Annotated in this window: 20 protein-coding genes; 13 read left to right on the forward strand and 7 right to left on the reverse strand. The window is 46.0% G+C overall.

Annotation, left to right across the window (positions count from 1 at the left end; all coding sequences use genetic code 11):
- The first annotated feature begins 31 nt into the window (after positions 1–31).
- Entirely contained in the window at positions 32–715 is a 684-nt protein-coding gene (rsmD, locus tag AC0J2X_RS09920) for a 16S rRNA (guanine(966)-N(2))-methyltransferase RsmD (protein ID WP_278711844.1), read from the forward strand.
- A gap of 133 nt (positions 716–848) precedes the next feature.
- Here rsmD and AC0J2X_RS09925 read toward each other — a convergent pair whose 3' ends face one another.
- The gene (locus tag AC0J2X_RS09925) at positions 849–1,427 is read right to left on the reverse strand and encodes a YjaG family protein (RefSeq protein ID WP_014977586.1); all 579 of its coding nucleotides are present in this window, start codon (positions 1,425–1,427) and stop codon (positions 849–851) included.
- Positions 1,428–2,030 (reverse strand): YhgN family NAAT transporter, encoded by a 603-nt coding sequence (locus AC0J2X_RS09930; protein ID WP_014977587.1) that lies wholly within the window; start codon positions 2,028–2,030, stop codon positions 1,428–1,430.
- A gap of 437 nt (positions 2,031–2,467) precedes the next feature.
- Here AC0J2X_RS09930 and AC0J2X_RS09935 point away from each other — a divergent pair, with 437 nt between their 5' ends.
- On the forward strand, positions 2,468–2,650 hold the full coding sequence (locus tag AC0J2X_RS09935) for a hypothetical protein (protein WP_014950994.1): 183 nt from the start codon (positions 2,468–2,470) through the stop codon (positions 2,648–2,650).
- 180 nt (positions 2,651–2,830) lie between these two features.
- On the opposite strand, the gene pepB is transcribed toward AC0J2X_RS09935, so the two are convergent.
- Positions 2,831–4,114, reverse strand: a complete 1,284-nt coding sequence (gene pepB, locus AC0J2X_RS09940) for an aminopeptidase PepB (protein WP_061486687.1) — start codon at positions 4,112–4,114, stop codon at positions 2,831–2,833.
- A gap of 224 nt (positions 4,115–4,338) precedes the next feature.
- Here pepB and sfsA point away from each other — a divergent pair, with 224 nt between their 5' ends.
- The 7 genes from sfsA (at position 4,339) to panC (ending at position 10,366) form a co-directional block, all read left to right on the forward strand.
- Positions 4,339–5,055 (forward strand): DNA/RNA nuclease SfsA, encoded by a 717-nt coding sequence (gene sfsA, locus AC0J2X_RS09945; RefSeq protein ID WP_278711845.1) that lies wholly within the window; start codon positions 4,339–4,341, stop codon positions 5,053–5,055.
- A gap of 241 nt (positions 5,056–5,296) precedes the next feature.
- On the forward strand, positions 5,297–5,746 hold the full coding sequence (dksA, locus tag AC0J2X_RS09950) for an RNA polymerase-binding protein DksA (RefSeq protein ID WP_014950997.1): 450 nt from the start codon (positions 5,297–5,299) through the stop codon (positions 5,744–5,746).
- Positions 5,747–5,819: 73 nt separating this feature from the next.
- Positions 5,820–6,743 (forward strand): tRNA glutamyl-Q(34) synthetase GluQRS, encoded by a 924-nt coding sequence (gene gluQRS / locus AC0J2X_RS09955; RefSeq protein WP_278711846.1) that lies wholly within the window; start codon positions 5,820–5,822, stop codon positions 6,741–6,743.
- Between the two features lie 98 nt (positions 6,744–6,841).
- Entirely contained in the window at positions 6,842–8,161 is a 1,320-nt protein-coding gene (pcnB, locus tag AC0J2X_RS09960) for a polynucleotide adenylyltransferase PcnB (protein ID WP_278711847.1), read from the forward strand.
- Positions 8,154–8,651: a 2-amino-4-hydroxy-6-hydroxymethyldihydropteridine diphosphokinase gene (folK, locus tag AC0J2X_RS09965; RefSeq protein ID WP_014951000.1), complete on the forward strand. Its 498-nt coding sequence runs from the start codon at positions 8,154–8,156 to the stop codon at positions 8,649–8,651. Before pcnB ends, folK begins: the two co-directional genes overlap by 8 nt.
- Before the next feature lie 57 nt (positions 8,652–8,708).
- Positions 8,709–9,503: a 3-methyl-2-oxobutanoate hydroxymethyltransferase gene (gene panB / locus AC0J2X_RS09970; protein ID WP_014977593.1), complete on the forward strand. Its 795-nt coding sequence runs from the start codon at positions 8,709–8,711 to the stop codon at positions 9,501–9,503.
- 11 nt (positions 9,504–9,514) lie between these two features.
- Complete coding sequence (panC, locus tag AC0J2X_RS09975) at positions 9,515–10,366, forward strand: pantoate--beta-alanine ligase (RefSeq protein WP_110289378.1); 852 nt, start codon at positions 9,515–9,517, stop codon at positions 10,364–10,366.
- A 112-nt stretch (positions 10,367–10,478) separates the two neighbouring features.
- Here the strand turns inward: panC and panP are convergent, their stop codons facing one another.
- Complete coding sequence (gene panP / locus AC0J2X_RS09980) at positions 10,479–12,113, reverse strand: pyridoxal-dependent aspartate 1-decarboxylase PanP (RefSeq protein WP_014977595.1); 1,635 nt, start codon at positions 12,111–12,113, stop codon at positions 10,479–10,481.
- 563 nt (positions 12,114–12,676) lie between these two features.
- On the opposite strand from panP, the gene AC0J2X_RS09985 reads away from it, so the two are divergent.
- Positions 12,677–13,408: an EAL domain-containing protein gene (locus tag AC0J2X_RS09985; RefSeq protein ID WP_014951004.1), complete on the forward strand. Its 732-nt coding sequence runs from the start codon at positions 12,677–12,679 to the stop codon at positions 13,406–13,408.
- A gap of 96 nt (positions 13,409–13,504) precedes the next feature.
- On the opposite strand, the gene trmB is transcribed toward AC0J2X_RS09985, so the two are convergent.
- The 3 genes from trmB to AC0J2X_RS10000 are packed head-to-tail and all read right to left on the reverse strand — an operon-like array spanning position 13,505 to position 15,947.
- Positions 13,505–14,173 carry a tRNA (guanine(46)-N(7))-methyltransferase TrmB gene (trmB, locus tag AC0J2X_RS09990; RefSeq protein WP_168533207.1) on the reverse strand — a complete coding sequence of 223 codons (669 nt, stop codon included), beginning with the start codon at positions 14,171–14,173 and terminating at the stop codon, positions 13,505–13,507.
- Positions 14,173–14,988: an ABC transporter permease gene (locus AC0J2X_RS09995; protein ID WP_014951006.1), complete on the reverse strand. Its 816-nt coding sequence runs from the start codon at positions 14,986–14,988 to the stop codon at positions 14,173–14,175. Before AC0J2X_RS09995 ends, trmB begins: the two co-directional genes overlap by 1 nt.
- Before the next feature lie 26 nt (positions 14,989–15,014).
- A complete protein-coding gene (locus tag AC0J2X_RS10000; protein WP_039226809.1) occupies positions 15,015–15,947 on the reverse strand; it encodes an ABC transporter ATP-binding protein in 933 nt (310 codons plus the stop codon).
- Positions 15,948–16,687: 740 nt separating this feature from the next.
- On the opposite strand from AC0J2X_RS10000, the gene pdsR reads away from it, so the two are divergent.
- The 3 genes from pdsR (at position 16,688) to AC0J2X_RS10015 (ending at position 20,602) form a co-directional block, all read left to right on the forward strand.
- Complete coding sequence (gene pdsR / locus AC0J2X_RS10005) at positions 16,688–17,377, forward strand: proteobacterial dedicated sortase system response regulator (RefSeq protein WP_014951008.1); 690 nt, start codon at positions 16,688–16,690, stop codon at positions 17,375–17,377.
- Between the two features lie 61 nt (positions 17,378–17,438).
- A complete protein-coding gene (gene pdsS / locus AC0J2X_RS10010; protein WP_069945076.1) occupies positions 17,439–19,607 on the forward strand; it encodes a proteobacterial dedicated sortase system histidine kinase in 2,169 nt (722 codons plus the stop codon).
- Positions 19,608–19,834: 227 nt separating this feature from the next.
- Complete coding sequence (locus tag AC0J2X_RS10015) at positions 19,835–20,602, forward strand: methylamine utilization protein (protein ID WP_069945077.1); 768 nt, start codon at positions 19,835–19,837, stop codon at positions 20,600–20,602.
- Positions 20,603–20,690 lie beyond the last annotated feature (88 nt).

Raw genomic sequence — 20,690 nt, forward strand, 5'->3', positions numbered from 1 at the left:
CGGCTACACTTGCCGCCTAATGTATGAACGCATGATACCATTGTCAGCCACTATGAAGCGAGTTTCTCGCCCTACTCGGGCAACATCTTCTGCAAAAAAACCTTATTCATCCCAAAAAGGGAAAAAATCAGGGAAAACCCAAAGCACAAATAGTCCTGGGCAAATACGCATTATCGGTGGCCAATGGCGTGGTAGAAAGTTACCCGTACTCAATGCAGAAGGGTTAAGGCCAACTACAGACAGAAACAAAGAAACCTTGTTTAACTGGTTAATGCCGTACATAAACGATGCACGCTGCTTGGATGTATTTGCGGGTTCTGGTGGACTAGGTTTAGAAGCTCTGTCTCGCTATGCAGCACATTGTGATTTTATAGAGCTGGATAAACAGGCAGCAAGCCAGCTTAAAAGTAATCTTACCTTATTAAAAGCAAATGAACTGGCGTCAGCAATCGTTCATCAAGGGGACGCACTAGGTATTTTAAAAGGCATCAGCCTAGCGCCTTACGATATTATTTTTGTCGATCCGCCTTTTGCGAAATCATTGGTAGCACCTACGCTGGCTGCGCTAGAAGATAACAAACTTGTTCATAGTGGTAGCGTGGTGTATTTAGAGCACGAAAGTGCGCTAACAACGCCCGCTCTCCCCGCCCATTGGCAAATTATTAAAGACAAACAAACTAGCGCGCTGCGCTATATGCTAATTGAGATATGTTGATTGATAACGATTGAAGTGCCTCAATTGAGTAGAGATAAGCCGTGACCTTTAACTAAGTACACGGCTTTTATTGAGCATAAGAGCTAAGGATCTGTTGCTCGTTTTACCTAAGCAAGATCAAGTTGCATTGTCATTAAAGCTCAAGACCAATATTGGAGATTCCAGCTTCCAAGGCAAGTGCTTTCATTTCGTCTGCCGCTTTCGCTGGGTATTTGGCTTGCTCTACATAATCAAGCAATTCGTTTTGTACCTCAACTTCAAACTCCATCAGCGGATGCCCTTTTACAGTCTCGTCATCGGCTTCTTCGCTTTCTAGCAAATAGGCTTCTACGCTGCCTTGCGATAACTTGCTGATGACCACTGCGCCTTGCGGATCGTCGCCTGCCATCAAATTTAGCAAACCAGCTAGACCGATAGCTGCATCAATTGCTGGATAAACGCCATAGTTGTCATGCTCACTGGTATCAGGTGTAGCCACTTCAACTTTCTCAAGCTGTACCGCAATGTTGAATTTGCTCTTGGGTGATTTCAACGTTTCCCACACCAAATTCAAACAGTTGCGCAATGCGCTTGCATCACCACTTTCCGTTAATTCACAGAAAAGCGTGTAGTTGGGTAGCATACGCTCAAGTAATGCAGCACCGAATGCAACGGCTTTCCAGCCTTCCAAGGCGCGAACGCGCCCAAAGGTATTAAGTTTTTGCTTTGCCATTTAAAGGGCTCCAGTGGCATGCATGAAATATTGGGTAACGCCATCCAGCAACATTTGGATAGCAATCATAACTAGGATCATACCCATTAATCGCTCCATCGCAACTAGACCGCGCTCCCCCAGAATTTTATGGAACACATTTGAAAATAGTAAGATCACTGCGCTTATCGACCATGAAGCCGCAAGCGCAATCGACCAGTCAGCCATTCTGTCTGGCGCTTGGTTGGCAAGAAGAATAAGCGCAGCCAGCGTTGAAGGGCCCGCTATCATAGGAATAGCTAGAGGTACTAGAAAAGGCTCTTCACCTACAGCTAATCCACTGGGGTTGCCCGATGATGGAAAAATCATTTTAAGCGCAATAAGGAACAGAATAATTCCCCCAGCGATACTTACAGTCTCTTGTTCCACGTTCAGAAAGTTGAGAACCGATTGGCCACTGAACAAAAAGAGAAACAGGATGCCAAGAGCGAATAATAATTCTCGAATTAGGATGACTTGACGACGCTTTGGTTCTATCGATTTGAGTACCGACATGAACACAGGGAGGTTACCTAAGGGATCCATGATCAAAAAGAGCATGATGGCAGCAGACCAAGTATCCATTTTTTTACTGTCTCCGGTTGTGAGGCTAAGCCCGTTTGCGCGTAAACCATTGAGTATAACTCAAAGTTCTTACTGATGGTCGTTTTAGGCGCGCAATGGTAAACCAAGCTGACTTAGTTAAAAACACCTTTTAAGGCATGATTGTTTTTCATTTATCTAGAGCCTGCAAAAAATACTCGAAAAATAACGAAAGTGCGCTTTACTAAAGCGTAGGGAGAAGTGTTTGTCATTTCTAAGCGGTGTTTTCGCCTTATTCACGGTCAGAATTCAAACAGCCCAATTGGCTTTTTCTACACCTTTTGGATAATGTCTTATCTCCAGAGCTTTTGATGTAATAGTGGGTAACATCATTTTGTTTAACGTTTTGTTCTGCGCATTGTTCGGCGTTGGAACCTGTTAATCCTCAATAAGAACAACCAAAAATAGGAAATATTGCAATGAGTTTGATGACTGTTAAAGAAGTGGCTGCTTTTCTTGGCGTACAAGAAGTGCGCGTAGAGCGCCTTGAGCGTGAAAGCCTTTTGGTTTCGAAAGATAAAGACACCGACGGTAACCCACTTTTCGACAGTGGCGACGTTGAACGCTATAAAACGCTAGCCGAGCGTTTAGGCGGGATCTAATTTACAGAAAAAGGGCGTGATTTTTTGCAAAGTCACGCCCTTTTTATTTTTTTGCGCGAAGCGACGTTAGTTCAAGTAACGTTATTCGCTTTGCCTCTACACATCCACGTGGCACAACGTGCGACGTTTAAAAATAGAGCAGCGTTCGACAGCCATTGGAGGCGTCGAACGCTATTTTATTTATGCACTGAAGTCTTTCAGCATTCTCGCAATTGAGCGAATACCTTTCGCTGTTGCCCCTACCGGCATTTCAGATGTTGCCCCGCCATGGTAAGCAGCGGCTAAATCCAAATGTACCCAGCCTTCTGGCTTAACAAAGCGTGATAAGAAGCCCGCAGCGTTTGATGCACCGCCACCACCGCCACCTTTCATCGGGCGACTGTTTGCTGTATCTGCGAACGCCGATGGACAGCGCTCTGCGTGGAAATCTTCAAGTGGTAGCGGCCAAAAACGTTCGTTTTCTGCCTTTGCTGCTTTAAGCATTTGTTCGCGGGCATTATCATCTAACGAGAATACGCCATGGTAATCAGAACCCAGTGCAACCACTGCAGCACCGGTTAGTGTTGCTGCATCAATAATCAGCGGTGCGCCCGTTTCTGTTGCCGCCATAAGGCCATCAGCCAACACTAAACGTCCTTCAGCATCGGTATTAACCACTTCAACGGTTACCCCATTTTTATAGGTAAGCACATCACCCAACTTATAAGCGTGACCGCTAATAAGGTTTTCTGCACAGCACAAAATAAGCTGAATACGCTTTTCACTGCCTTGAGAAATAGATAGCCCTAATGCCCCTGTTACCGTCGCTGCGCCGCCCATGTCACATTTCATATCTAACATGCCTTCGCTTGATTTAATGCTGTAGCCACCGCTGTCGAAGGTGATGCCTTTTCCAACTAGCACGGCATCAACCGGCGCATCCGTATTACCTGTTGGGTTGTAATCAAGTACCAGCATTGCAGGCGGACGTTCACTACCGCGGCCCACATTATAAATGCCAATCCAGCCCTGCTCTTTAAGATCTTCACCTACCGTCATTGAGTAAGTGACCTTGTCACCACCCAGTGACTTAAGCCACTGTGCTGCTCGGGTTGCTAAGGTTTCAGGGCTTAGATCTTCAGGTGTTTCGTTTACCAGCTGACGGGTAAATAGTAACGCCGCATATTCTTGCTCTAGCGCTTCTTTGTCAGCCGTTTCGGCCCATTTTATTAACGCTGGTTTGCGCGCACGCGTGAAGCTAAGTGCAAAAGCCCACTGCTGCTCTTTGTGCCAATCACCGCTTAGCGTAACTGCTGGCAGGCTTAAGCCATCTAGTTTTCTTGCCGCTTGCTGAATTAAACGCTCATTAAGCTTGTCGTCAGGCAGGTGAATAACTGCACCTGATTCAGTGAAAGAAAGCTTAGCACTCTCGCCCCACACTGCTTCAGCACTGTTTCTAGAAAGGCTAACGGTAAATTCTGCCATCGCGTTTTATTCCTTATTACATCGTTATATTATTGCAAAGCGCTTTTTGCGCTTGCACAAATGTTTGTTACTCTTTGGCGCCTTGTTTACTGCGCTTGTTGTTCGCTAACCACATACGCTTTGTTCGCTAAGCGCATACGCTATACGTGCTCGTTCAAAAGCACACATATCAATTAGCGAAACACACTAACGTGTTTTCACCTACATTCTAAAAAAGGCGTCACATGAAGTTTTCACCTTCCTTATTACGCGGCACCCTTATAAAAAGGTACAAGCGATTTCTTGCCGATGTTGAGTTAGACGACGGCACTATTGTAACTGCACATTGCCCAAATACTGGCGCTATGACTGGCTGCGCTGTTCCTGGATACACTGTCTTTTTAAGTGAGTCCACCAACCCTAATCGAAAACTCAAGTATACATGGGAGCTAGCCCAAACATTTGATGGTCACTTCATCGGCATTAATACGCACAATGCTAATAAACTGGTGGCGGAAGCGCTAGATAACAAGGTGCTAAGCGAATTTTCAGACATCACAGATTGGAAAGCAGAAGTAACACCGCCAACCGCCAATAGCCGGTTCGACTTTGCATTAACTCGAAAAAATGCCGAACATCAGAGTGTTACTGAGTATATGGAAGTTAAATCCGTCACCTTAGCAGATGAAAACAAAGGGTTCTTCCCCGACGCAGTCACGCAACGCGGCGCGAAGCACTGTTTAGAACTTGCTCGTTTATCTGACAGTGGTATAAAAACCAATCTATTATTCTGCGTACAACACACCGCCATCGAAAGTGTACAAGTGGCCGAGCATATTGATCCAACTTATGCAGAAAGCGTAAAGATTGCCGCAAACGCTGGCGTAACGGTTTTGGCGGCAAGCTGTATAATAGAGGAACAAAAAATCCTATTAAATCAAACACTCCCTTTGATTTTATAAAAAATAGGTTGATTTTTTTCATTTCGCCTTCATATTTGCGCCTTGTTTTAGTGGGAGAACGCACTAATGCGTTTGCTGGTAGCCAGTGGGCTAAATGAAAAAACACCTGGCTAATTTATGAAAGCAATACACCAGCATAATAATTACATAGACACGATTGATTGCCTGAAGTTGTCGAGTCTGATATAGATATCGGTCCAATCAGGACAAGATGGATGTCGTAGTGTAGGAGATGTGGCAGATGCCAACAGGAAAAGAAACAAAATCCCTAGGACTATTAGCGCTGGCAGGTTTACAGCCGTACGAGCCAAAAGCTGACGAAGAGTACATGGGCGAGCCCCAAATGGAGCACTTCCGTCTATTGCTTAAAGCATGGCGCAATCAACTTCGTGAAGAAGTTGACCGTACAGTAACGCACATGAAGGATGAAGCAGCAAACTTCCCTGATCCTGTAGACCGTGCAGCTCAAGAAGAAGAGTTCAGCCTTGAGTTACGTACACGTGACCGTGAGCGTAAGCTAATAAAGAAAATTGAAAAAACGCTTAAGCGAATTGAAGAAGACGATTTCGGCTTCTGTGACCAGTGTGGTATCGAAATTGGTATTCGTCGCTTAGAAGCTCGTCCTACAGCAGATTTATGTATCGACTGTAAGACCATGGCTGAAATTAAAGAAAAACAACTTCAAGGTTAAGTTACTAGCCTCGATTACGTTGATATAGAAAGCCTCATCCCGAAAAGATGGGGCTTTTTGTTAAGCCTTTATTATGCATAACCACTATGTAGGGCGCTTTGCTCCCTCTCCATCCGGCCAACTTCACTTCGGTTCGTTAGTTACCGCTGTTGCCAGCTACCTAGATGCCAAAAGCCATAACGGAAAATGGCTACTACGTATGGAAGATATAGACGAGCCGCGCTGTATTAAAGGTGTAGATAAAGACATACTCACTACCCTAGAAGCCCACGGCCTGTATTGGGACGGCGACGTCATCTATCAAAGCCAACAACATGCCCGTTATCAAGCGGTTCTCGATGGCTTACTTACACAACAAAAAGCCTATTTTTGTACCTGCACACGTAAGCAAATTAAAGCCATGGGCGGTGTTTATAACGGCTACTGTCGGACTGAGCCAGTACACTCCAACACACAGGACTGTGCAGTTCGTTTAAAAATAGATACTCAACTTGAAGCCTTTGATGACGTGCTTATGGGCAAAGTTATGCCCTCTAATTCAAACTCCGATTTAATAGCCGAAGACGTAGTACTGAAACGTCGAGACGGCTTATTTTCGTATAACCTTGTCGTGATTTTAGATGACGTATTTCAGCAAGTTAACCATGTCATTAGAGGGTGTGATTTAATTGATGTCACGCCTTTACAGCGCGCCGTATATCACACGCTGGGCTATTCTACTCCTGAATACGGTCACGTGCCGGTCGCTGCCGTGGCACCAGGCAGAAAACTAAGTAAACAAAACCGTGCAGCGCCAGTTAAAAACGAAACAGCTTTAGATAATCTCGTGCGTGTGATGCACTTTTTAGGCTTTTCCTTTCCAAATGCCTCAGAATTTGGTGATATTGATTCGGCGCTTAAGACGGCCATTTCAATGTGGGATAGGAAAAAAGTAGTGAAAACACCCGAAATTATTGTTCCACAGCATGAATCCACTTATTATAGCGAACCTTTATAGTCTGCGGAGATACCATCATCATTCATCGTGTTTTTAAATCTGTTAAGCGCGCTTTTTCAAAAGAGAGTTCGTCTCCTAACGCTTTAAAGCCAAGGACTATGACCCGTGGAGAACACGGTATATCTCGCGAAGACGTAAGCGCAAATGCATTAAAAGTAATGTATCGCCTTAATGGAGCTGGCTTCGAATCCTATTTGGTAGGAGGCTGTGTACGCGACATTTTGATGGGTCACGAACCAAAAGATTTCGACGTGGTGACGAACGCCACACCTGAACAAATTAAAGGCTTGTTCAGAAATTGCCGCCTTATCGGCAGGCGCTTTCGTTTGGCCCACATTGTGTTTGGCCGTGAAATCATTGAAGTTGCCACGTTCCGTGGGCACCACCAAGAGACTGACGAAGACGAAAACCTTCCCAAGGGCAAGGCTGTCGCAAAGCGCGACGCTCACGGTCAATTAGTACGCGATAACGTATTTGGCACCATTGAAGAAGATGCTGAACGCCGTGACTTTACCTTTAACGCCATGTATTACAGCGTGGCAGACTTTACGGTAAAAGACTTCGCTAATGGCTTAGCCGCCATAGAAAAACGAGAAGTTGAGCTTATTGGCGACCCGGAAACACGCTACCGTGAAGATCCGGTACGCATGCTACGTGCGGTGCGCTTTGCCGTTAAGCTTGGCATGCGCATTGAAGCAAAAACCGCTGCACCGATAAAATCTCTGGCCAACCTTTTACAGAACATTCCACCAGCGCGCTTGTTTGAAGAAACCCTTAAACTGTTTTTATCGGGTAAGGGAGAAGAAACTTTCTTAATGCTGCACGAATACGGCTTAATCGAGCCTTTGTTCCCTCAGCTAACACCGTTTTTGAAAGATGAAAACAGCCGTGAAATGCAGTTTGTACGTCGCGTACTTGCCAATACCGACGAGCGTATTAATAGCAACCAGCGTGTTACGCCAGCGTTCCTTTATGCCGCACTACTCTGGTATCCGGTTGAAGAAGAGTCACAACGCTTACAAAGCGAGTCTGGCTTAAATGCTCACGATGCATTTAATATTGCGTCAGGCGAGGTCATCGCACGTCAAACACAACGTATTATGATCCCTAAACGCTTCTCTACCGTGGTTCGGGACATCTGGATTTTACAGCAACGCCTACCTAAGCGCTTTGGCCGTCGCGCTTTCCAATTGCTTACGCACCCTAAATTTAGAGCGGGCTATGACTTTTTACTTGCCCGCGGCCAAATTGAAGGCGGCGATCTATTAGAGCTAGCGCAGTGGTGGACGCACTTCCAGCACGCTGACAACGGTAAGCAGAAAGGCATGCTTAACGCCCTTCGCAAAAGCGAAGGCGGCGCTAAAGGTGCCCCGCGTAAGCGCAAGCGTAAACCAGCGAAGCGAGGTCCTGATGCATAAAGAGCACGTTTACATTGGTGTAGGTAGCAACCTCGGCGATAGCCAAGGAAAAGCCCAGCGCGCGTTTGATGCGATAGGTCAAATCGAAGACACCCGCGTACTTAAAACCTCTTCACTTTATTCTAGTAAACCGATGGGGCCGCAAGACCAACCTGACTATATTAACGCGGTGTGCTTAATTGAGACCTCGTTAAAGCCGCACGGCTTATTGAAGCAGCTGCAACGCATTGAGCTGGAAGAAGGCCGTGAGCGCAAAGGTGAGCGCTGGGGACCACGCACGTTGGATTTGGATATTTTGTTGTACGGCAGCGAAACTATCGACACCGCAGACTTAATCATTCCCCATTACGGCATGGCAGAGCGCGAGTTCGTTATGGTGCCGCTGTTTGAAATTGCGCCCAATATGGTTATGCACGATGGCAAACCCATCTCGGCATGGGTCGCTAACTGCTCGCTGGATGGACTTCGTCGCCTGCGCTCTTCCAATTAGCGGCAAAATCCGTATAGTTCGCCACACGATACCAACAATATCAATCTGAGACATGTCATGAAGAAAGTAACTGTATCGGGCTTGCTTAAGAAAAAGCAGGCCGGGGAAAAGATCACCTCTTTAACCGCTTACGACGCCAGCTTCGCCAAAATGTTCGACGAACAAGGCGTTGACGCCCTTCTTATTGGCGACTCTTTAGGCATGGTTCTTCAAGGTGAAGACGACACCCTACCGGTAACCATCGATGACATTGCCTACCACACGAAAAGTGTGCGTCGCGGCACTGAACGCGCCTTCGTATTAGCCGATATGCCGTTTATGTCTTACGCCACTCCTGAGCAAACCTACGCCAATGCAGCAAAGCTTATGGCTGCAGGTGCAAGTATGGTTAAGATGGAAGGTGGAAGCTGGTTGTGCGACACCATCAAAGGCTTAAACCTGCGCGGCGTCCCTGTGTGTGGCCATTTAGGCTTAACGCCTCAGTCAGTGCACGTATTCGGTGGTTTTAAAGTACAAGGCCGCGAAGCGAGCCAGGCTGAAAAACTGCTTAGCGAAGCGAAAGCGTTGGAAGAAGCCGGTATTCAGTTATTAGTGCTTGAGTGCGTGCCTTCATCGCTAGGCAAAGCGGTTAGCGAAGCCCTAACCATACCGGTAATCGGTATAGGCGCAGGCAAAGATACCGACGGTCAAATTCTGGTGATGCACGACATGTTTGGCATCAGCGCAAACTATATGCCGAAGTTCTCAAAGAACTACCTTGTAGAAACCGGCGATATGCGCAAAGCCGTATCAAAATATATTGAAGATGTGCAAAGCGGTGCGTTCCCATCGGCTGAACACAGCTTCGAGTAACGAGGTAAATTATGAAGGTGGTTGATAGTATTTCAGCATTACGCAGCACGGTGAACGCATGGCGACGTAATGGTGAAACCGTAGGTTTTGTACCCACTATGGGCAACCTGCACGATGGTCATCTCAAACTAGTTAAAAAAGCGAAAGCGCACAACGACAAAGTGGTGGTTAGCATTTTTGTTAACCCCATGCAATTTGGTGCGAACGAAGATTTAGACGCGTATCCACGCACTATCGAAGAAGATAAAGCTAAGCTTATTTCTGTGGGTGCAGACGCGGTGTTTTTACCTAGCGTAGCGGAAATGTATCCGGCAGGTCTGGATGCGCAGACGTTCGTTGAAGTGCCCGGTATTTCAGACTCGCACTGTGGCGCCAGTCGCCCTGGCCATTTTCGCGGCGTCGCTACCGTGGTGACCAAGCTTTTCAACATGGTACAGCCCGACGATGCGTTTTTTGGTGAAAAAGACTTCCAGCAGCTACAAGTTATTCGCGCGTTAGCTCGCGATTTATCAATGGCAGTGAAGGTTCACGGGGTTTCTACTGAACGCGAGACGTCAGGCCTAGCAATGAGCTCTAGAAATGGCTACCTGACAGACACTGAAAAAGCGACGGCGAGTGCTATTTTTGCAGAAATGCAGCGCTTAAAAGCGGGCATAGAAAGTGGTAACACCGACTTTGTTCAGCTTGAAAATGCCATGGTCAGTAACCTTGAAGCAAAAGGCTTTAAGAAAGACTACTGTCAGGTAGTTAACGCCGCCACCTTTGAACCAGCTAACGATAGCGACAAAGAATTAGTTCTGCTTGTTGCTATGTTTATGGGTAAGACACGCTTAATTGATAATATGCAAATTACGCGAGATTAAGCGTAATACCAATCCTCGCGGATAGTCTCGAACTACAAGAGAAAACGTCCGATGCATGACTCCTAAACAGAGCCTGTATCGGGCGTTTTTTTATTTGTTGCTGCTGAAGTCTTTAAGACGCAACGGTTTCTGTTTCGCGAACGAAATCCATTAGCTCTTTCCAAGCCTGAGTCTCTTTCGCAATTAAGTGCTGTTCAGCTAAAATCGCGGCCAAATCGTTATGGCTGGTAAGCGGATTCGCTAACACCACGCGAAATACAGTAATGCACTGGGAAGGATAATCCGGCGCTTCCAGGCGAGTACGAGACACAAAAGACTTACCTGCTTCACGCTGCTGCTTTTGTACCGCAACAACAAGGGCGTCAACCTTCTCATTAATAGCGTTGCGGGTTTTAGCATTCACATGCTTTAGCTTTTCCTGCACTTCAGCGGGACAAACGCGATAGGTCAACAGTGATAGAATAGGTGTGGTCGTCAATTCAAAGTCTTGGGCTTTATCAATCATCTGCGCAAAGTCTTTGGCTTTATCAATGCTGCGATCAATAAGTAGCTCGTACCCTTTGCGACCGAATATATGCAGCGCCGAGTACACCATCATGGCCATACCGTTTCGGGAGCCTTCCAGCGTGGTAGCACCTAAGTCTTTAGAGCCTGCACGCAAAATATATTGGGCGTGATGTCTTACCGCATTGGCATTTTGTGGGTCTTTGAAAAGCGCCATTCCTGCGCCCATTGGCACGTACATTTGCTTATGTGCATCAATAGTCACTGAGTCTGCGCGTTCAATACCTTTTAGTCTGTCGCGATAGCGCGCCGAGAACAGCGTAGCGCCGCCCCAGGCTGCGTCTACATGGAACCAGCAGCCTAACTCTTTGGCTACGTCAGCAAGCTCGTCTAGCGGGTCTACGTGCCCTGTTTCGGTGGTACCGCCTACCCCAACGATAGCAAGAAGCTTATTGCCTTCCTCTTGATAACGTTTACCAATGCGAAGGGCTTTTGCTGGGTCTAGGGTTTGCTTTGGCGCGGGCACAGTTAATAATTGTTCGCGACCTAACCCCAATACATCCACAGCCTTTGACAGCGAGTAGTGCCCACGTTTACTGCACATCACGCCTAAATTGTTAATGTCGTAGTGACGATAGGCAGCGGCAAGACCTGCTTTTGCCACGCCAGAAAACCCTTTTTGTGGGCCTAGTAATTTGTTGCGAGCCACCCATAAGGCAGTGATGTTGGCAATGGTTCCGCCAGAGCAAAATGCCCCCAAAGAATGGGCCGCACTGTGTAGATGGTTGTCGTAAAAGCTTTGAGGCTGATCGTACACAAGGTTGTGCATCATACCCAATACTTGACGTTCTAGCGGCGTGAAAGCTTTAGACGTTTCTATTTTAACCAAGTTCTGGTTAAGCCCGACCATTAACTTAGAAAGCGGCAGGTGAAAATAGGGCAACGCTGAGGTCATGTGACCAATAAAGGTAGGAGAATAAGTATTAACTGAATGAGCAACAAGCTTATCTAACAAGCTTTCAGCATGAGTAGACACAAACTCGGGTGACTCAGGCACCTTGGAGTCTGAAAAGTCTTTTTCAATTTCTTCTAACGACGTCTTTTTTGTCACTACGTGCTGCGACAAAAAATCTAAGATATTGTCAGATAAATGCTGCTCTATTTGAGCCAGCTTTGAGTCTTTGTGTTCAGGCTTGGTAAAGACCCTAAACAGGTGCTCTAAACTAACTTGCGCTTCACCCACTCAACACACCTCATACTTAAAACAATCACACATTTCGCTTACATTTATTGGGCGAAATCAACAGGCGGTTTTGTAGGACACCGGCCTGACACTTACTTTTCCTTTTAGCCAAATAGCATTCGACACAATTACTTTGCGACTGGTGCAGCTATTTATCCAACATATCCCTTAACGGTACATCGGCTGGGCTAATGCGCGTTGACGCGGTCCATTCGTTGCCAAACCTGAAAACTTATCACAATACTTTCAGGGTGTCGCACTTTACATCAGATTGCAATGCTCGCCAAGGGTTAGCGTACGGCATTTAAGCGACTATTAACGTTTTATTACATGCAAAAAACTTATGAAGCGGTTAACTCTGCACACGTATTTAAACGAATTCCCCCGAATTTTGTACCGCAAATTTTATCAGTCTCTACTATATTTAATTTATGAATAGTACCAACACGGGTCTCTCGTATTGGTTTTCCATCTTCTAATTGCGAGCCTAAGTAGCCATTGAACTCACATTCAAGCATTCATCGCTGCGATAAAGTACTGCTTCAAAGCAAGGGGGTCTGTTTATGCCCATTCGTGAAATTTCCGAGGATTTCTCTATCGATGATATCGTGCCTTATTTTCAACCCATCGTTGACTTACAAAGCCAAGGAGTATGGCGCTACGAGTGCCTGGCACGCTTGATAACCCGAGGTGATAAGACTTTTTTACCTAGCGAATTTCTCTACCTTATAGAGCGCGAACAACACGTAAATACGCTTGCAGCGAGCATGTTTGTGCAATGTGCCAGCTATTTTCACGACGTTAATATCCCTTGGAACATCAATATAACTGCCAATGACCTTCACAATGTAGAGCTTACTAATACCCTCATCACCCATTTAGCAAGCTATCCCACGCCGGAGCGTGTAAGTATAGAAGTGAGTGCTTCTACTGCCCTATCCAATCCGAAAAGCCTTACCGCATTTATCGAAAAAAGCATGCATGTGGGGCTGGGCGTTTTCATCGACAACGTTGGATCATGCCCAGGTAATATACGAGCGCTTATGAACTTGCCGGTTCGGGGGATTAAGCTCGCTGGCGGGCTAATTAAACACTATGACGAACAAGAGGCAGTGAGGGAATATGTAGACTATCTGCTGTCGCTATGTGAACGCCATGGAGTAAGCACTATTGCCGAGCACGTAGAAGATGAGGCGCATCTAGAACGCGTAAAACGCCTGCCCATTCGTTATGCACAGGGATATGTGTTTAGTCCGCCCATGGCGAATGTGCGAAGTGCCACTGCGCGCCATTAACAAGCGAATTATACGAATTTGAATAACAAACGGGGCGAGATTTTCATCTCACCCCACTTTTATCAGCTTTCAGTATTTCTTGCTGCTATAGCAGACTCAGCTTTCTTCGCTACGGCAGTTAAGCTGCCAGCACGATTGACCGCTCCCTCGGTACTTTCGCTCAAACGGCGTCATGTGATCATCGCCAGTAACTTCAGATAAATCAGATACCATGCCGTAATGTTTAGCCGCTTGCGCAAATTCCATTAGATAAATAAGCCAGTTGCTACGCACTTCAATATTTGGAGTGATCGCCATCAGGTCCACCATGGCCGCACTACCGTGCCAGCGCTTTTGAACCTGCGTCTTTTTAGGATAGGGGTTGGGATACAGCAGAAAGTGCTGAGTCACGTTCCAATTAGACTGCTTTACTAAGCGCCAAAAGTCGTTCACATCGGCACGAATAACCCGATAGTTATCTTGCTGTGCGCTGTAATGCTCGTGTTTATCCACCCGCAGCGCCGACTTATCGATACCGATAACACGCGCATCGGGGTTTGCTCTTGCAATATTCGCCGTACTTTCGCCAACGCCGCAGCATGAATCTAAAATGATCTCGCCGCTAAAGCCATCAAGCCAAGCGCTGACATCATCAAACGCGGCTTGTGTATGGTCGCTAATCGGTCGCTTATTTTCACTCGCTTGGTACTTTTTCACTAAGTCGTCTAACTTATCGTGAATACCTACCTGCGATGTTGTGATTTCTCTAGAATTACCGCTGGCCATTAGCTACGAATACCTTTACCCGTTTTAAGTAGGTAGTACGCCACACCAAATAGCAGTGCATTAAAGCCCACTAACAAGGCAAGCGACAAGGTTACATTTACGTCAGAGACCCCTAAGAACCCATAACGAAACCCGTTGACCATATACACAACAGGGTTCGCCTTACTCACCCACTGCCAGAATTCAGGCAATAGGGTAAGTGAATAAAACACACCACCTAAGTAAGTTAACGGTGTTAATACAAACGTTGGAACCACGCTAATATCATCAAAGGTCTTCGCAAATACCGCATTAATTAAACCCGCAGTCGCAAACAAGGTAGAAGTGAGTAACAACGTGAGCGCAATAATGCCCAAATTGTGTATTTGAACATCAACGAAAAACAGCGACACTAAGGTAACGATAATACCTATCAGTATGGCGCGGGCCACGCCGCCGCCCACATACCCGAGAATGATGACCGAAGTGGGTACTGGTGACACCAACAGCTCTTCAATATTGCGCTGAAATTTAGCACTAAAAAATGAAGAGGACACGTTGGCGTAGGAGTTTGTGATCACCGACATCATAATAAGGCCGGGAACAATAAACTCCATGTAAGTAAAGCCGCCCATTTCGCCAATACGGTTGCCGATGAGGCTACCGAATATCACGAAGTACAAACTCATTGTAATAGCTGGCGGCACAAGGGTTTGTACCCATATGCGCAAAAAGCGCGTACATTCTTTTATCCAAATAGTGGTTAGCGCCACATAGTTTTGCTTAAACCAACCCACGTTTTCTTCTGTGTTCATTTGTGTACTTTCAGTTTTCATGTTTTTCACCTTTACCTGCTGTGGGTTTAGCCAGCTTGCTTCGCTGATTCAACTAAACGCACAAATAGCTCTTCAAGGCGATTTGATTTATTGCGCATGCTCATTACTTGAATACCCTTTTCACTTAGCTGGGTGAAAACCGGATTCAATCCTTCCGTTTTCTCAACATCAACTTCAAGGGTATGGTCGTCAATCAAACGGTGTTCAAAGCCCGTTAGTAGGTCATCTGTCGTCGTCATGCCCTCTGGAATTTTGATATCCAACACAAAGGTTTCTAGGCTTAATTTAGACAATAAAGCTTTCATGCTGGTGTTCTCGACAATGGTGCCCTTGTTAATAATGGCGATATTGCGACACAGCATTTCTGCTTCTTCAAGATAGTGGGTAGTGAGGATAATCGTGATCCCCTGACGATTAATCTCTTCTAAGAAGCCCCACATTGAGCGGCGAATTTCAATATCTACGCCCGCGGTTGGCTCATCTAAAATAAGCAATTTCGGCTCATGCATGAGTGCTCGAGCAATCATCAGTCTTCGCTTCATACCACCCGATAGCTCACGCGCGCGGGCATCGCGTTTTTCCCACAGGTCAAGCTGGGCAAGGTATTTTTTAGCGCGCTCTTTCGCAATACTGCGCGGCACACCGTAGTAACCTGCCTGATTCAATACAATTTGCAGTACAGTTTCAAACTGGTTGAAATTGAACTCTTGTGGCACCAGCCCAATGCAGGCTTTGGCTTGCTCTTTTTGCGTTGTGAGGTCATAACCAAACACCGACACACTGCCATTGGTTTGGTTTACAAGTGAACTGATAATACCAATAGTGGTAGATTTACCCGCCCCATTTGGGCCAAGTAATGCAAAGAAGTCTCCTTCTTGTACTGTAAGGTCGACGCCTTTTAGTGCCTGTACGCCACCTTTGTAGGTTTTGGTTAACCCTTTAATGTCCAACGCTTTCATGATTTGCCCGTAGTGAGAGTGTGATCACTAAGACGTATTGACCTTTGATGCAAACCAAAGGTCAGCACGCCCTAATTAACTTTAGTGAGATGCAGTTATCTGTCGCTAACAACTTACAACCAACGAAGTGTAACCTAGTTCATGCTATTAAATGAATACACTCGCGTTTAGTGGTTGCTTTAAACAGTTTAAGCTTTCGTCTTCTAAATGAGAGCGAAAACGCCTTTTTTCAACCCCAATAAAAAAGCGCCGCGTACCGTTGGGGTAGCACGCAGCGCAAAGGGTAGCTTAATACCAGTCTGAATAGATCATTGAGACTTTTACGTAGAAGTTCAGCCTTACCCTTCCACGGCACTGTTTCCCCTCTCCTAGTCTTTGAAGAGGCTTCTACAGTGCAATCCGCCTATCTTGCTTGGCACTTAAAAAAAGCAGTGCACTAAACTCGACGGACAAATACTATTAAACCCGTTATTCATGGCAAAAAAAGCGCGTAATTGTGGAAATGTGGTGGTGATTTAGCTTTCCTATAGATTTAGCACGTGAAGCTGCACGCCAAGCGTTTTATTAATCCGCGCTTCGGGACGTTGTGTGGGGCTGCCGCCAAAGATAAAGTTCACGATAAGCCCCTAAAATATGGCGTAAATGAGGCAGGCTTGAGGATTTTATGCCGAACTTAGGCAATAGCTGTCATTCATAGGTATAGTGTGCGCTCTATCAGAATTATATTTGCGGGTTAATGTATGCCAAAGACAATTGCATTAGTGGAAGATGACGCGGCCATTCGCGAAAATTACATTATGGCGCTTAAAGCGCAGGGCTATAGCGTGAATGCCTATGAGGACAGGCCTTCTGCTGCTGAAGCGTTTAACCACACCTTACCCGACTTAGCCATTATCGATATTGGTTTGAAAGATGAAATTGAGGGGGGCTTTATGCTGTGTCAGCAACTGCGAGGTTTATCACAAACCCTACCTATCATCTTTTTTACTGCACGAGATAACGACGTAGATACTATCAGCGGCCTTAGAATGGGCGCGGACGACTACCTGACTAAAGATATTAGCATGGCTCATCTGCTAGCACGCATTGCAGCCTTGTTCAGGCGTACAGACTTACTTGCTGCCCCCACAGAACAAAAAGATGAGCTAAAAGTGGGCGACTTAAAAGTAGACGTGTCGAGAATGACGGTAAGCTGGCAAAACCAGCCCGTTTTGTTGACGGTAACAGAGTTTTGGATGCTGCATGCGCTTATTAAGCGCCCTGGCCATGTTAAAAGCCGCCAACAGCTCATGGATGAATCCAGAATGGTGGTAGACGACACCACCATTACTTCGCATATCAAACGTATGCGTAAAAAGTTTGTGCAGCTTGACCCTAACTTCGATCATATCGACACCGTGTACGGCATGGGATATCGCTGGCAGCTGTAGCGGGCTTTCGACTAAAACTGCGTTTCGTCTGATTAAAAGATAAGGGCAACCGACTAAAAACATGGGATTTCGCTTTTCAATACGCCTTCAGCTTATGGTGCTGTCGCTGTTCTTATTCACCATACCCTACTTAGGTTATAACTATGTGTGGGAGCTTGAGCAGTATCTACGAAACGGTCAAGAACAAACCATGATTGGCACGGCGCGAGCTGTTGCCACTGCCCTTCACGAGCGTCCCGCTTTATTTGATAGCCAATCGGCGTATCTTCAAGACGTGCGCCCTGGAACAGATCTTTACGCGCCACCTATCCCATCCCCCATTCGACTGGATGGCGAACTTAACGACTGGCAGCAAGTCAGCGAGTTAATGAGTGAGTATGGCAGTGGCGAAGTTATTGAGTATTACAATGGCTATGCGGGAGAACCCACTAGCTTGTCGTTTAAGCATATGGTGGGGCGCTACGGTCAATTTCTGTATGCCATGTTTGAAGTCAGTGATAACGTGCTGCTGTGGCGACAACCCAATAGTTTAAGTGTTGAAACAGGCGACCACCTGCTTGTGGGCATGGAAACTCCACAGGGAGAATTAGCAAGGTATGTTGTCGCTCCTTATGAAAGTGGCTGGGTAAATGCGTACAAGCTCGCAGATAACACAACGACAACTCGGGCGGTAGAGAACGCGCTCTCTATTCAAGGCCGATGGCAAGAGACTGCCACGGGCTACAACATTGAACTGCGCTTTCCGCTATCTATGACCACAGGCGGCTTGGCATTTTCAATTGTCGATGTGGACGACAGGGCAAGTCGATTGAAGCAGTACGCGTTAGGTACGGCTAATACAAAAGAGCTCGCTGAATTAGGTACTGTTATCACTCCTTCCCCTGAAATTGAGCGCATTCTGGCAGGTTTAAAATATGCCGATTCACGGGTATGGGTTGTAGATAAGCACAAGCGGGTACTCGCCCGCGCTGGTGACATTCAATCGGCCACTGGTATTGAAGTAGATGAAAAAGAAACCTCTTCAAATGCAATTTGGCACTGGGTTGAAAGTGAGTGGTTACTTCCACTTTATTATCAAATTCTTACACGGCCACCGGCCGACTTCATTGACGAGCTAGACGATGCTTATGCATTGGTAGGGCAGGATTTAGGCACTGCGCTGAATGGCCAACCCGATTCACTATGGCGTTTGTCACCCGATAACAAAGCCATAGTACTCTCCGCTGCCTACCCAATTTTTATTGAAGGCAACGTAATGGGGGCAGTTATTGTAGAGCAAACCACTAACGGTATTCGTACGTTGCGGAACCGGGCGTTGGAACAGCTCTTTCACGTGATTTTAGCAGTGATGACCATAGGTACATTAGGGTTACTGCTGTTCGCCACGCGAATTTCAAACCGCATTCGTTCCCTTCGCGATAACACCGAAGCGGTGATAGATGATAATGGCAAAATCATTGGCACCCTTCCGGTTTCAAATCAGCGTGATGAAATTGGTGACTTATCCCGTTCATTTGCGGATGTGCTTTCGCGGTTACAGCAGTACAACTCCTATTTAGAAAACATGGCGTCCCGCTTGTCTCACGAACTTAGAACGCCCATTGCCGTGGTAAAATCGTCGCTGGATATGCTGACTCAGGTTAATGACGCCGACCAACAAGCCGTTTTTGTTGAGAGGGCGCAATCAGGGGTGAACCGCCTAAGTACAATATTAAACAGTATGAGTGAAGCCACCCGATTAGAGCAGGCCATTCAACAAGAAGATTTAGAACCATTCGACTTAGTTAAGGTGATATCTGGGTGTATTGCTGGTTACGAACATGCCTATAGCCATCGACGCTTTAGTTTTACCCACAATGCTGATACTGCGCGCATACTTGGCTCCCCTGAACTTACGGCTCAAATGTTCGATAAAGTTATCGCTAACGCCGTAGATTTCAGTGAAAAAGAAAGTGAAATCCAAGTCAGTATTACGGTTAAGGACAAGCAAGCTGAGCTAACCATTAGTAATACCGGACCGCTCCTTCCAGAAGGAATGAGGTCTCAGTTGCTTCAGTCTATGGTGTCGGTGAGAAAAGAAAACGATGTGCAAAATGCCTCTTCACCGCACTTGGGGCTAGGGCTTTACATTGCCAACATCATAATGACCTTCCACAAAGGTCAGTTATCTTTATTCAATCGGAAGGATAGTACAGGTGTAGTCGTCAGCGCGCGCTTTCCTTTGATGTAAATGAATGAAAAAAACGTCCAACTCGGTCTATAGTTAAAGTCTAATAAACTTTGCTACATAGATAGCGAAAGCCGAGCACATACCTTATACCAGTCCACATAGGTTATTATCTATACGGATTGGTATTGAATAGGCTATACGTAGTCATATGCTTTCGTGTCAACAATGGACGCATAGCGCTTTGTCTTTCTGTCTAAGGCTAAAGCCATTATAAAGAATGAATCACAATGCAAAAAAACAACACGTTATTGATTAAATCCATGTCATTTGCGCTTTCTATTTTCTTTACTTCTCATCGAAGGGCGAGCACGTTCAACATAACTAGTTTTATCACAGGTACATTCACTTCGAGCGCTCTCTTACTAGCCGGCGCTACTCTTTCATGGGCACATGCCGCTGAGACATCCTTATCAGCAACGCCAAGCATTTCGATATACGTTAGCGACGCCAATGGGGAGCCTGTGAAAGATATGGTGTTAACCCTAACGCCTAACTTTACGCTCGCGTCAACACCACAGCGTGAAGAAGAGCCCGCCATAATGAATCAAATCGATAAACAATTTGCACCTCACGTGCTTGTTGTTCAATCAGGCACAGATATTTCGTTTCCAAACGCAGATAATCTTTTTCATCACGTGTATTCTTTTTCCCCTACAAAACAGTTTGAGCTAAAACTCTATAAAGAGTTTACCGCTGAACCGCTTCGCTTTGAGCAAGCTGGTATTGTAGATATTGGCTGCAATATTCACGACTGGATGCTGGGCTATATTGTGGTAACCGACAGCCCATTTTTCGCAAAAACCAATGAAGAAGGCCTAATGAATGTTTCACTTCCGGTAGGCGAGTACAGTGTTATGACCTGGCACCCGCAGCAACCTGATGTGAAACTATTTAACAGCGCAACATTGCATATCACCAACTCACAAGAATACAAATTTGTTCTTGATGCAGTTTTCAGTGACGATGACTTCGACGAAGGATTTGGCGATTATTAATGCGTAATGTCTTTGCCTTAACCGTCTGTTTGCTTTGCACGAGTTTGACACTTCAGGCTCACGGAGAAACCAAGGCCCTAGTAAGAAC

Source organism: Alteromonas sp. R7 (assembly GCF_055755235.1).